Genomic DNA, 13,532 nt, shown 5'->3' on the forward strand with positions numbered 1-13,532 from the left:
CTGGAATCTCACCCGGCACGTACACATTGGCCTTCCACTTTGGTTACGACTCGAGCAATGTCGGCGAAACGTACGCGCGGACCCAGTTTCTTGGTGGGGGCGCCGCTCCGCTTACTGGCACGAGATTCGCCCTGGCGGAAGGCCAGAACCTCGTACTGGACGACGAAGACGTGAGTCCATCTGGCGCAATAACTGGTCGAATGACAGACACCGCGGGAACGCCCCTCGCCGGATACGCCGTGCTGTACCAATCGGGCAATCGTGACAGCGAAAGTAGCTTAGTCGCAAGCGCTCGCATCTCCGCAGATGGAACTTGGGCCGCACGTGAACTTGTGACTGGCCCTTATTTCGTCGCCTTTACAACTTATGAGACACGCGGAGGCACGTACTCATATCGCGGATACAACGGCGTAGTAGCTCCGTCGACTCCCTTCCAAACCCAGTGGTGGGAAGAGGCCGATTCGATTCGGGCGTCAACTCCCGTCTCGTTGACATTCCAAGGGCAGACGATCAACGGGATCTCTGCGAAACTCGCGATACCCGGACCTCCGCGGGAACCTCAATGGGCAGGCGAAAAAGTTGGGGGGAACAATCCAGCTCAGAGTTCTTGTAGCCAGGCGTGCGGACAAGCTGACCCCGTGAATACGTCCAATGGTGAGTATTACGAGACCTTGACCGACCTTGCGATAAGCGGCATAGGGCCGGGGGTCGTCGTGGGTCGCAATTACTCATCGACGTTAGCAGCTGTTTCAAGCCCGTTCGGGTTCGGTTGGAATGCAAGCTTCTCAGCGCATCTGGTTGCAAGTTCTGAAAAGGCGTCGAACGGCCGGCCTGTTGCGGTGGATGTTATTCAGGAGAACGGTTCGATCGTCAAGTTTGCTCTCGATAGCACCAATTCTTACGTTGCTCCTGCTCGGATCAACGCTTCGTTGCTCTATAGCTTTGGCGATTGGGTCTATACACGCAATCAGAACGAAATTATCAACTTTGGCCCTGACGGTCTACTCGTGAATGTCAGCGACAGGCGAGGCAACACCGTTAGCTTTGAGCATGATCAGAATGGCGTTCTGACATCTCTGGTCGGCTCAGGAGATCGCCGGATTGACATCGGATGGTCTGGCTCGCGCGTGGCCAGTCTGACCGACCATGCGGGCAGGCAAGTTCAATACGGGTACGACATCGCGGGAAACCTCGTATCAGTCACGAGTATGGACGGCAGCGAGACCCACTACGTATATGACGGCGCGCATCGCTTGACTCAAGTCATCAAGCCCGGGGGTGCCACTACAACGAACACCTACGATACCAATTCACGCGTTGTGTCACAGAGTGACCCTGTCGGCAGAGTCACCACATTCGAATACACGCCTCCGACAACAACGGTTCAACATCCTGACGGATCCCTGACCGTCGATGAGTACTCGGAGGGCCTCCTCGTCGCGCAGACACTGGCCGCGGGGACGCCTGAAAGCGCTACCACCCGGATGTCATACAACAATGAAAACCGCCTGATCCGGCAGTCCGATGCACTGGGACGAGTCTCGTCGTACACGTACGACGAGCGCGGGAATCAGACGTCCATTAAGGATCCTCGCGGAGCCGTGGTTACGAGATGGTTTAGCTTCAATAGCGAGTTGATAAGTCAGCGAGATCAGCTGGGGAGGGAGGCCAGTTGGTCGTATGACGCAAACGGTGGAGTTGTAAGCGCTTCTAGCCCGAGCGGAAGAACCCAAAGTTGGACGCGCAATTCTGATGGTTCGATCGCGTCTTGGACAGACGCGAATGGAAATGTTTCGACGTACCTCTACGACGATGCAGGTCGCGTCGTTTCCGCGACAGATGCCAACTCGCATACTGAGGCGACCGCATATGATCTCGCCGGGCGAGTGGTGTCGACGACAAACGGGCTCGACGAGTCCGTCACGTATACACGCGATGCGATGGACCGAGTTTTATCCATCACAGACCCCATCAATCGAACTACCGCATTCACCTATGATCAGCGTGGCAATTTAGTTTCAACGCTCGATGCAAAGCAGCAGGTGACGGGGACGATTTACAACCTTGCTGATGAGGCAGTCGCAGTAACCAATGCGCGGGGAAAGACCACCACCCTCCTGTACACCCCTCGTGGACAGGTTGCGTCTGTTGTGGACTCACTTAGTCGAACGACTAGTTTTGGCTACAACCTCAGAGGAGAGTTGGTCTCCACAACCGACCCCCTGGGGCGCACTGCAATCAACGCATACGATGCAGCTGGTCAACAGGTGTCCACTACGTCGCCTAGCGGCGCGATAACATCCCGCACGTTCGACCCGAACGGCAATATTGCCACGCAAACTGACGCCAACAGCAAAACAACGTTGCAAATATGGAACGCCGACGGAACACTTGAGTCTGTAACTGATCCGCTCGGTCGTTACACGGCCATGCGCTACACGCCTGACGGCGAACTCGCTGCGATTGAGTACCCCAATAACGCCTCCGAAACGTACACCTACGATTCTGCCGGGAATCGAATCTTGCTCATCAATGCTGATGGGGAACAGACTTCCTACGCCTATGACTCCGCGAATCTCATGGTTAGTCGCACAGAGCCTGGCGGGCTAGTCACTGGCTACGAATATGACGCCGCCAATCGCCCGTCGCGTGTGACTTCGCCTGATTCGTCTTCCATTACCTACACCTACGATGACGCCGGGCAGCGTACGCGAACACAGTTCAGCGAGACTGGATCAACTGATGTTGTTGTTGCCTACGACGAGCTTGGGCGCCGAACAAGCATGGTCGATGAGTCAGGAACTTCCACCTACGTTTACGACTCGTCGGGAAACCTCACCGAATACACCGCAGCAGGTAGATCGCTCAGCTATGCCTACGACGACGCAGATCAACTGAGCGCCCTCACCTATCCAGGGGTGAAGACTGTCGACTACACGTGGGACGCCGGTGGACAAATGTCCTCGATGACTGACTGGGAGAACAGAACAACTACGTTCGGTTGGTCGGCTGATTCACAACTCACCAGTCAGGCTCTTCCCAATGCTGTCACCGAATCACGAATATACGACCCTGCGGGCCAGACCAAAACGATTAAGACTGCAACCCCGTTAAAGACGTTGGGGACTTATACCTACAACTACGATGCTGCTGGGCAAATCACCTCGGATGTCAGCGCCGATGCGATTAAAGCGTCGCTAACTCGGGTATTCACCTACGATCCGATCTCTCAGCTCGCTTCCTCCAAGTCCGGCACCGCAGCGAAACTCACTTACACTGCCACTCCAGGAAAGAACCTCACCAAGGTCGCCGACGGTACCAAGTTCACCTATAACGCCGCTCAGCAAGTTATCACTCAGAAGCCGGTCAGCGGTGCGAGCACCGCGTTCGCATATGACGCAAACGGAGCTCGAACATCCGCCATTGTTGCAGCTTCAGGCAGCACGCCTGCGCAGACGACGGGCTACGCATACAACGCGGCCGATGCGCTCGATTCTGTGACGTTGCCGGGCTCGGCAACGGCGGTCACTTACACGGCCGATGGGGACAATCTCCGACAGTCGCGTACGAAGGGTGCGGCGACTACACGATACCTGTGGGATGTCAGCGGCAGTCTGCCGCTCTTGGTCGAAGCAGGCTCGACTAGCTATCTGTACGGGCCATCGCACACTCCGCTCGCGCAGATTGATAGTGCTGGCGATATTGACTATTTGCATGCGGACCTTATCGGTTCGACCCGGATGACATCTAGTGGCTCGGGCGTGGTCACCTCGACTAATGCTTATGACCCGTTCGGTAAACGAACGCATACCGGAACTAGGGACTCAGCATTCGGGTTTTCCGGTAATTTGACCGATGTCGACACTGGTCTGATCTACATGCGCGCGAGGGACTATGACCCGAGGACGGGCCAGTTCCTTACAGTCGACCCCGCTCTGTACTTCACAGGTGACCCGTACGCGTATGTCTCGAATAATCCGCTGTTGAGAATTGATCCCACCGGTCTGTGGGACTTTGTGTCGGATGTCGTTGATCCTCTCGCGGTGAGCATGATGCGAGGCAGTCTGGCAGGCGCCACGAGCGCAATAGTGGGATTCGGGGATGGTGCAAGCCTTGGGTTCACCGACCTGTTCAGGGAATCCGTTGGGCTGAATTGCGTGGTCGATAAAGGCAGTTGGTACTTCGGTGGAAGCTTGGCAGGTTCGCTCGCGACCGATGTCGCGTTGGGCGCGGGTGTCGCGACCGCAGCAGCAAGAATCGGCAGAGTGGACAAGATCCTTTCGATAGGAAACACAGCGGTGCGGTACGAAAGACTTTCCACTCGGCCCGTGGTGGGCAATTCGAAGCTTGACAACATCGTTGAAAACCTCTATTCAGCGAAACGAAATCCGCTAAGCGTGGGGAATGGGACGACAGCAGATGCGATTCGTAGCGAGGCGCTGACGGGGCTCGCCACTCAAGGGCGATTTCATAATTACAAGGGACAGGTTAGTCTCAACGGGCTCAATAACCTTATTGCGGGAGGTAATCTGAGCAGTTCTGACTACAGGGTCGCTACGATGCTGCGAAACGAGCTTCTCGATGTCCTAGTGGGGAAATGATGTTGTCAGACGATTCGATGAAGTGCGCTACTGCTGAGATCGCACCCTTTATCCACGAGCTCGTTCACGATGTTCCAGCCCTGCAAGCGGTCTTAGATCAGCACCTTCAGGATTTCGGTGAGTTGCTTACTCATCTTTTCATGGGCGACGTAGCGCGGTGGGCTGCGGCTCGAGCCGAAATTTCGTTGGACGACAAAGAGATCGACAAACTCCTGAGTTTTTTTGAGAGCCGTTACGCGACATCGAATATCTGGGTGAAAAACTTGATCAACGTGTCTTTCATAGAGTATCTCGGGTACGAATCTCCGCTTGCAACGCGGTTCGGGCCTCAAATGCGCGAGGCTTACGTCGAATTGTGGGAGTACTTGTCGCGTCTGGCAGTCGCCGCTAACGATGCAACTGTCCCGAGAAAGAAACCGTGGTGGCGAAAATAAATGGTAGTTGGAGGAAGAGTTCCTGGTGCGAGGCATCGACGACTGGGTGCACGCCGCTGAGGTAATCAGTTTCGTGGGGCGCTCGGGCGTTCATCTAGCTGAAGATCGTCGCGATCTTGCCCTAGGCCTCATCGCGCGCTTGATTCTTGCAGGATTGATAGTTCCGGGAGATATCGTTGGACAAAGCCACAGGCCTTGGACGTGCTCGCCTATCGAGTCAATTGGACGCATCACTCAGGAGTGGAGTGCCAAACCCGATCCATTCGTAATGCCAGGCGAGATTGTCTGGTTTGACCTGTCTCCCGAGGGAAAAATTGTCGGCGACGCCGTCTTGCGGAGGATCGGCTAGCACATCACCATTCCAAACCAAGTCGCTTTTCGAGAGTCTTCAGTGCGGCAGCAAACAAGCACGACACCATAATCGTGGTGCAGCTCGCTAGATCGCCAATGCCGGCAATCTAGCGAGCGCGTTTTAGCCCCAGGTGCGCGCGTCGCCGTTCTGGCGGTAGTCGGGCCAGGGGAGATCGATCGGCGGCTGGAAGTCCACCGGAAGCAGGGCGGGCATCGGTTCGTCAGCGACGCGCTGGTCGAACTCGCTCTTCGCTTCGGCGAGAAGCGCCGGGTCAACCAGCAGATCGATGAACGTTCCGGCGACGGTCTTGCCCGCGGTCTCGATGGTGGGGTCGATTGTCTCGGGGATGCCGCCGAGAGCGTTCATGACCCAGCCAGGGTAGGCGCCCTTGCCGGGGGCAGGCTTGAGAGCGGGGCGTGAGACGTAGAAGCGCACGGTCGGCGCGTAGTGCGTCATCTCGACGTAGTCGTCGCTCGTCCAGTTCTGCTGCCACGGAGCGAGGTGTTCCCGCAGTGCCTTCTCGGCATCCTGCGGGGTGATGAGCTGTTCGCACTCGTCAAGGAACGGCTTCTCCATGGCGTCGAGTCCAAGGTTGCGCTGAATCTCTTGTGCCACAGCGATCGCGTCAGCGCCGTAGCGGGGGGCGCCCACCGCTTCGAGGTTGTTGTAGAGAACGGTCGACATGGCGTGGTTGGTGCGACCGGGGCGGCTGCGTGCCACCCACGTGGTCTCCACGTCGCAGTGAGCCATAGCGCCAGCGTGCTCAGCGTTACGGTCGAGCACCGCGAGCACGTGCTCTGCCATCTCGATGTTCGGCGTGCGCCACGAATACTGGATGCGGGCAACGCGCGCCGGCAGATTGTCGGCGGTCGCTTGGCCGTCGAGCAAGATGGCGTCGCTGAGACTCCACCCTCCAAAGCTCGGGAGCATGGCATCCTGCATGATGCGCGACGAGGTGTACATCGACATCACTGCGGTCGCCGCGCCCTAAGCCTGAAGGCCGTTGGCGCTGCACCGCGCTAGCGCAACTCTTTCTTCCACGCGCCTTCGTACCCAATCGGCACGAAGCCGACGGCTTCGTTGACCGACAGCATGTGACGGTTCTCTTCGGCGTTGTAGGTGATGACCGAGGGATGCCCGGGAGCGACCCGTTCGAGGTGCGCCAAGTTCAGAACCTTCAGAAGGGTGCCAAGGCGGTGACCGCGGTGCTCGCTGAGTACAATCGTGGCGTCTTGGAGTACCGCGCGCTCGGTCTGCTCGGGCGCGGTGAGCGCGGTGTACGCCACTAGCTCTCCCGACGCGACGTGTTCGATCGCGGCATAGACGCCCGTCACCCCGCTCGCGAGCTCACGCTCGTCGTGGTCGACCACTCGTTCTGCGGTCCAGATATCTTCGGGAGGCTCAAGCCCCGCGCTGGGTTCGTCGGTACTCATGCGTGTGTAGAGGAGCGCGAGGTCGTCGCGCCACGGTTCTGGGCACAGCCCCACCCACTCGTGCACGGCATAGTCGCGGCTACACCGCGTGATGGCGTCGTCGACGAGGGAGTGCAGCCCAGGGACGGGGAGGGGGAGCCGGCTCACGCGCTCAACCTGCTCGAAGCTGTACTGCTGCGACTGCAGAAACTGGGTGCCGTCACCGTCGCGAGGAACGGCGCCAAAGCCGGTGGGGGAGTCCAGTAGCGCGCCATCAGTGGGCACGCTTGAGACGTAGACGTGAACTTTGCGCTTGCCCGCATCCGCCGCAATCGTTTCAAGCTCGGCGAGAAGGCGGGCCCCAATACCGCGGCGCCGATAGTCCGGATGCACGTACGCTTCGATCCACGCTGTGTCTGCCTCCTCGCCGACGTTGGTGCTGTGGTCGCCGCGGCCCACGATGCGTCCGCGATCGCGGGCGACGAGCATCCGCCGGTCTTCGAAGGCGCTGGGCTGCCAGGCTGCGAGGGAGACATGCGGGTCGTGCGCCAGCTCGGGGTAACGCTGCAATATCTCGTCGGTCTCATTGCGCAACGCGGTTGCCGCGGTGAAGTCATCCGACCCATCGAGGGAGAGGGCGAGGGGAATCTCGAGGGTCGTAATCTCAATCTCTGACATGAGCGCACCAATCTGCGGGGGTAAGCGCTACGGAGGTAGCCGACCAGAATACGCCGCGAGTTCGTAGCGCGCTAGAGGCGTGGCCAGTGTGCGCCTAGTGACATCGACGGCCGGGCGCAGCGCGACACCTGCGCGGCAGAACGGTGCAACCCCGCGCATCCGGTACCGTATAGCAAGGTTCTGACCAGCAACTTGGTCAGAGATTTGACCAACGCTGAGACCAGCAACGACCGGGCGGTGACGTGTACCTCAAGAGTTTGACCCTCAAAGGGTTCAAGTCGTTCGCTCAACCGACCACTTTTGCGTTCGAACAGGGTGTGACGTGTGTCGTCGGCCCCAATGGTTCGGGCAAGTCGAATGTGGTGGATGCTCTCGCCTGGGTCATGGGCGAGCAGGGTGCCAAAACCTTGCGCGGCGGCAAGATGGAAGACGTCATCTTTGCCGGAACCGCCACCAAGGGGCCGCTGGGTCGTGCCGAGGTTATCCTCACGATCGATAACGCGGATGGCGCGCTGCCGATTGAATACAGCGAAGTCACTATCAGCCGCACCCTGTTCCGCAATGGCGGCAGCGAATACGCGATCAACGGCACTTCGTGCCGCCTGCTCGACGTTCAAGAACTCCTGAGCGACTCCGGTCTCGGCCGCGAAATGCACGTCATCGTTGGCCAGGGTCAGCTCGATGCGGTGCTGCATGCCAGCCCCGAAGACCGTCGCGGCTTCATCGAAGAAGCGGCCGGCATCCTCAAGCACCGTCGACGCAAAGAGAAGACGCTGCGCAAGCTCGACGCGATGCAAGCGAACCTCACGCGCCTCTCTGACTTGGCGGGGGAGATCCGTCGTCAGCTCAAGCCTCTCGGCCAGCAGGCTGAGATCGCGAAAGAAGCGGCCTCGATTGCCTCGATCGTGCGGGATGCCCGCGCCCGCCTCCTTGCCGACGAGGTTGTTGAACTGCGCTCGAGCATCAACGACTTCAGCCGCAGCGAGAGCGAACGCAAGACGCAGCGCATCGTGCTACAAGAGCAGCTCGACCAGAACAAATTGCGCGAAGCCCGCCTCGAACAAGCCCAAGTCGGTGGCGAAGTAGACGAAGCCCGCCGCGTAGCTTTCGGCCTCGAGTCGGTGCAAGAACGTCTGCGCAGTCTCTACACGCTCGCGAACCAGCGACTGTCGTTGCTCGGCCAGCAGAGCGATGCGCCCGTCTCCAGCAATAGCGTCAGCCAAACTCTTGTCGACGAAGTTAAGGCCGGCGCTGATGAACTTGCGACCGGTGTTGAGGATGCGGAGAAGGCCGTCGCCGCAGCCGCTGCCGCAACCGCGACAGCGAAGGCTGCGCTCGACTCGCTCGACGAAGAAATTGCCGCGCAGAGCGCGCTCGTTTCCCGTCACGAGTTGGAGAGCGCTGGGCTCACCGCTCGCGTTGAAGTCGCCACCTCCACTCTGACCGCAGCCCAGGGCGAACTTGTTCGTCAGCAGCAGGCGCTCGCCGAAGCCCAGTCGCGTCGCGAAGCAGCCCAGGTTGAATTCGAAGCGCTCGAGACCCAGGCCAGCAATTCGACTGTCGAAAGCGACGGCTCGCTCGACACCGCCTATGAGGCCGCCGAAGCCACGGTTTCGAGTGTTCAGGCGGAGATCGAAGCCCTCCGCGAAGCCCTTCACACCTCCGAGCGCGAGCGCGATGCTTTGGCCGCCCGCAACTCGGCGCTATCCCTCGCGGTCGACCAGAAGGACGGCTCCAGCGCTCTCGTCGCGGCCAAGCTTTCGGGCATCCGCGGTCTCGTTGCCGAGCATGTAAAGATCACGCCCGGCTACGAAGCGGCCATCGCAGCCGCTCTCGGCACCCTTGCGGATGCCGTGCTTGCCGATGACCGCGATTCGGCCATTGATGCGCTGGCCGAGTCTGCTTCGCGCGATTTCGGTCGCGTCGAAGTGGTTGTGGCCAACGCCGCGAAGCAGACTGTATCCCTCGGAACGGCAGCCGGCACCGTTCCCGCCACCGACGTGGTGACCGCTCCTGATGGCGTTCACGGTCTCCTCACTCACGTGCTCATTGCCGACGATCTCGAGGCTGCTCGCGCCGCCTACGGCTCGTTGTCGAACTCCGCCGACCTCACCTTCGTGACGCGCGACGGCGACGTGCTCACACAGTTCGTGCTGCGCGGAGGCTCTGGCGCCAAGCGTTCGCGCCTCGAGCTCGTCGCCGAGCGGGATGCCGCCGCCGACAAACTCGGTGTCGTCACGACCCAGATTGAGCGCACGAGCTTCGAGCTCGACGAGAAGCGCCGCGAGTTGACCTCCGCGAAGACGGATGCTGAACAAGCCCTCGTGACTCTGCGCGAATACGACGCCCAGCTTGCCGCGCAATCCGAGTTGCTCGGTCGCCACCGCATCCAAGCCGAAGCGGCGCAAGCCGAGTGCGACCGTCTGGCCCGCGCCGTCGATGTTGCCGAAGAAGCCGTGGCCGACGCCACCACCGAAGTGACGCGCGCCCAGACTGCCGCCGACAAGTACCAGGCGGCTCCGCGCCCCATGCTCGACGTCTCCGAACGCGAACCGATGCTGGCCGAAGTGGATGCCGCGCGGGCCCACGAAGTTGAGCTGCGTATTCGGATGGAGACCATCCGCGAGCGAGTGCGCGCCGAGCGTGCCCGCGCCGAACAGCTGGCAGCCCAGCTGGTGCGCGAGCGCGAAGCAGCCCAAGAGCAGGCGCGACTGGCCGTTATTCGTCAACGTCAGATCGCCTCGGCGACCAAGGTCGTAGAGATGCTTCCCGCGGTGCTCGACTCGGTTGATCGTTCGCTCTCTGAGGCGCGCGTTGTTCTCGCCTCGAAGGAAGCGGCGCGCTCAGCCCAGAACGAAGAACTCTCCACCCTGCGCCGCGAAGAATCGGCACTGCGTGAACGCCTCTCGGCGGTCAGCGAAAGCGTCCACGGTCTCGAAATGCAGATTTACGAAAAGAAGCTGCATCTCTCCAGTCTCCTCGAACGCTCGGGCGAAGAGCTAGGTCTCGTCGAAGACGTACTCGTGGCGGAATATGGGCCCGCGGTGCCCGTTCCCGACGACCGCGTGAACGACGAAGCGTCGGAGGACGCCGCAGTGGCGCAGGCCGGAAAGAACACGGCCGCCACCGAAGCCGACTCGAGCCCCGCAGCAGCTGAGCCAGACGACAACGCTGAGCCCATGGCATCCGGTCGCCCCTTTGTACGAGCCGAACAAGAGGTTCGCCTGCAGAAGGCCGAACGCAAACTGGCGCGCCTTGGCCGGGTCAACCCGCTCGCTCTCGAAGAGTTCGATGCGCTCGAGCAGCGCCACAAGTTCTTGACCGAGCAGCTCACCGACCTCACGAACACCCGCAAGGACCTGCTGACGATCATCGAAGAACTCGATGGCAAGATGCAGACGATCTTCGCTAGTGCCTTCGAGGACACCAAAAACGCGTTCAACGATGTCTTCCCCGTGCTGTTCCCGGGCGGCACCGGCAGCATTTTCCTGACTAACCCGGATGACCTGCTCACCACCGGTATCGAGGTCACGGTCAAGCCTGCCGGTAAGAAGATCGAACGGCTGTCGCTGCTGAGCGGTGGTGAGCGATCGCTGGCCGCAGTCGCGCTGCTCATCGCGATCTTCAAGGCACGCCCCAGCCCGTTCTACATCATGGATGAGGTCGAGGCGGCGCTCGACGATGCCAACCTCGGGCGCTTGCTCGCGATCTTCGAAGACCTGCGTCAAACCAGTCAGCTCATCGTGATCACGCACCAAAAGCGCACGATGGAGATTGCGGATGCTCTCTACGGCGTCAGCATGCGCGCCGACGGCATCAGCGCCGTGGTGGGCCAGCGCGTCGCCAAGGAGACGGCGACGGCCGACGCGAGTTAGCAGCCGGCACTAGCGGTCGCGACTCCTGGCATCGGGTCTTGGCGTGCGGCCGAACAGCCGCGACCTAGTCGATGCGCTTGAGCGGCTCGCCGTTCACCGTGTGCACGCACCAGCCGCTGTGCAGCTTTTCGACGGTGGAAACGGAACCGTTGACGATCTGATCGAAGTCACGCCCAGCCAGCTCAGACAGTGTGTAGCGAATGATCGTGCCGTGGCAGACGATGATTACTTTCTTACCGGGGTAGTCGAGCGTGACCTCGTTGAGGGCAGCGATGCCGCGCTCCACCACGTTGTGCAGCGATTCCAGACCGGGGTACACAGGACTGTTGGGCCAGCGCTCATCGATTTCGGCTTTGGTGAGGCCTTCACCTTCACCATAGTTGCGCTCGATGAGCAGGTCGTAGCTGCGACCGAGCTCGAGGCCCAAACCGTCGGCGATGATCTGGGCAGTTTCGCGAGCTCGCTGCAGGGGAGAGCTGACGATGACGTCCCACTCGGAGCCCCGCAATACCTCGACGGCCTCTCGCGCCTGCTCGCGACCGGTGTCGTTGAGGGGAATGTCGCTGGAACCTTGCATGCGTCCGGCAGCGTTCCAGTCGGTTTGGCCATGGCGAATCAATGAGAGCATTCAAAAACCCTAGCGCGGTTAGGGAAGCAGCATGAACCTGCCTTAACCTGTAGTCATGGCAGCATCCTGGTCGCTTTCGGGCGCACTCAAATCTATGTTCGCGCGCGACACGATCGACGCAGAGACGTGGAGCGATCTCGAAGACGCAATGATCTCGGCCGACTTCGGCCCCGACATCACCGAGTCGGTCATCGACGAGCTACGAGCAAGTGTCGCGCGTTTTAAAACTGACGACCCTACAGACCTGAAGCGGATGCTGCGCGAAACTCTCGAGGAGCGTCTCGCTCGCCTCGACCCGACTCTCACTCTCAGCGCCCGCCCTGCGGTCGTGCTGGTCGTCGGCGTCAATGGAGTCGGAAAGACCACCACGATTGGCAAGTTCACCAAGTTCCTCGTGGGCCATGGCCGCACGGTGGTCGTGGGCGCGGCTGACACGTTCCGTGCCGCTGCCGTTGAGCAGCTGGCGACGTGGGCCGAGCGTGGCGGAGCATCGATCGTGCGCCCCCAGCAGCAAGGCCAAGATCCGGCATCCGTCGCCTTCCAGACGGTCGAGCGCGCTCAGCGCGAGGGCATCGACATCGCGATCATCGACACCGCTGGTCGTTTGCAAACCAAGAGCGGTCTGATGGATGAGCTTGGCAAGATCCGTCGCGTTGTCGAAAAGCAGACGGAGATCGCTGAAGTGTTGCTCGTGCTTGACGCGACAACCGGCCAAAACGGTGTCGCTCAAGCAGAAGCGTTTATTAAGCACGCCGGGGTCACCGGCCTCGTCATTACGAAACTTGACGGCTCAGCCAAGGGTGGCTTCGTGCTCGCCGTTCAGGAGCGCACGGGCATCCCGATCAAGCTCGTTGGGCAGGGCGAGGGCATCAACGACCTCACCGGTTTCACGCCCCACGTATTCGTGCAGGGCCTCGTCGGCTAGCTGCTAATTGCTCGTTGCCGGCCCCCCAGGCTCGACGGGTAGGCGCCTCGCGCTAGTTGCTGGCCGCTTTGTGCGCCGCAGAGAGCTCGAGGTAGTGAGCGGCATTCTCGCGAACGCCCGCCTTCTCTTCGTCGCTGAGTTCGCGGCGAACCTTGGCGGGCACTCCGGCCACGAGCGAGCCGGGCGGGATGATGGTGCCTTCGAGAACGACGGCGCCAGCGGCAACGAGCGATCCGGTTCCGATCACCGCACCGTTGAGCACGGTCGCGCTCATGCCGATGAGGCAGTCGTCTTCGACGGTGCAGCCGTGCAGCACAGCGCCGTGACCGACGCTCACTCCGGAACCGACGGTGGTGGGGATTCCCTCATCGCAGTGCACCGAGACGTTGTCTTGCAGGTTCGAGCCTTCGCCGATCGTGATGGCGTCGGTGTCGCCGCGCAGTACTGCACCGTAGAAGATGCCGACGCGCTCGGCCAAGGTGACATTGCCGATGAGGGTGGCGTTGGGCGCAACGAAGGCGCTGTCGGCGACGGAGGGGGTTTGTCCGGCGAGAGTCACGATAAGAGCAGTCATGTCTCTAAGTTAGCGCGAGAGCTGCCGCTGCGAGAAGCAACCGGAGAGAGAAG

Annotated in this window: 9 protein-coding genes; 5 read left to right on the forward strand and 4 right to left on the reverse strand. The window is 60.6% G+C overall.

The features are described 5' to 3' along the window. Positions 1 to 638: 638 nt before the first annotated feature. Genes I6E74_RS06070 through I6E74_RS06080 form a run of 3 tightly spaced genes read left to right on the forward strand, consistent with a single transcriptional unit; the run spans position 639 to position 5,384 of the window. A complete protein-coding gene (locus I6E74_RS06070) occupies positions 639 to 4,601 on the forward strand; it encodes an RHS repeat-associated core domain-containing protein (RefSeq protein WP_197123974.1) in 3,963 nt (1,320 codons plus the stop codon). Next, the gene (locus I6E74_RS06075; RefSeq protein WP_197123976.1) at positions 4,598 to 5,035 is read left to right on the forward strand and encodes a hypothetical protein; all 438 of its coding nucleotides are present in this window, start codon (positions 4,598 to 4,600) and stop codon (positions 5,033 to 5,035) included. Before I6E74_RS06070 ends, I6E74_RS06075 begins: the two co-directional genes overlap by 4 nt. Before the next feature lie 25 nt (positions 5,036 to 5,060). Beyond that, a complete protein-coding gene (locus I6E74_RS06080; RefSeq protein ID WP_197123978.1) occupies positions 5,061 to 5,384 on the forward strand; it encodes a hypothetical protein in 324 nt (107 codons plus the stop codon). A 123-nt stretch (positions 5,385 to 5,507) separates the two neighbouring features. On the opposite strand, the gene I6E74_RS06085 is transcribed toward I6E74_RS06080, so the two are convergent. Further along, positions 5,508 to 6,356 carry a hypothetical protein gene (locus I6E74_RS06085; RefSeq protein ID WP_231601137.1) on the reverse strand — a complete coding sequence of 283 codons (849 nt, stop codon included), beginning with the start codon at positions 6,354 to 6,356 and terminating at the stop codon, positions 5,508 to 5,510. Between the two features lie 50 nt (positions 6,357 to 6,406). Continuing rightward, positions 6,407 to 7,477 carry a GNAT family N-acetyltransferase gene (locus tag I6E74_RS06090; protein ID WP_197123980.1) on the reverse strand — a complete coding sequence of 357 codons (1,071 nt, stop codon included), beginning with the start codon at positions 7,475 to 7,477 and terminating at the stop codon, positions 6,407 to 6,409. 242 nt (positions 7,478 to 7,719) lie between these two features. Between I6E74_RS06090 and smc the strand changes: the two genes are divergently transcribed. Beyond that, positions 7,720 to 11,352 (forward strand): chromosome segregation protein SMC, encoded by a 3,633-nt coding sequence (smc, locus tag I6E74_RS06095; RefSeq protein ID WP_197123982.1) that lies wholly within the window; start codon positions 7,720 to 7,722, stop codon positions 11,350 to 11,352. Positions 11,353 to 11,416: 64 nt separating this feature from the next. Here smc and I6E74_RS06100 read toward each other — a convergent pair whose 3' ends face one another. Continuing rightward, positions 11,417 to 11,980, reverse strand: a complete 564-nt coding sequence (locus I6E74_RS06100; protein ID WP_197123984.1) for a histidine phosphatase family protein — start codon at positions 11,978 to 11,980, stop codon at positions 11,417 to 11,419. Between the two features lie 55 nt (positions 11,981 to 12,035). Here I6E74_RS06100 and ftsY point away from each other — a divergent pair, with 55 nt between their 5' ends. Continuing rightward, positions 12,036 to 12,905: a signal recognition particle-docking protein FtsY gene (ftsY, locus tag I6E74_RS06105; protein ID WP_197123986.1), complete on the forward strand. Its 870-nt coding sequence runs from the start codon at positions 12,036 to 12,038 to the stop codon at positions 12,903 to 12,905. A gap of 52 nt (positions 12,906 to 12,957) precedes the next feature. Here the strand turns inward: ftsY and I6E74_RS06110 are convergent, their stop codons facing one another. Next, positions 12,958 to 13,479 carry a gamma carbonic anhydrase family protein gene (locus tag I6E74_RS06110; protein ID WP_197123988.1) on the reverse strand — a complete coding sequence of 174 codons (522 nt, stop codon included), beginning with the start codon at positions 13,477 to 13,479 and terminating at the stop codon, positions 12,958 to 12,960. Between the last annotated feature and the right edge of the window lie 53 nt (positions 13,480 to 13,532).

It is taken from the genome of Salinibacterium sp. SWN139 (genome assembly GCF_015864625.1).
Lineage (GTDB): Bacteria > Actinomycetota > Actinomycetes > Actinomycetales > Microbacteriaceae > Rhodoglobus.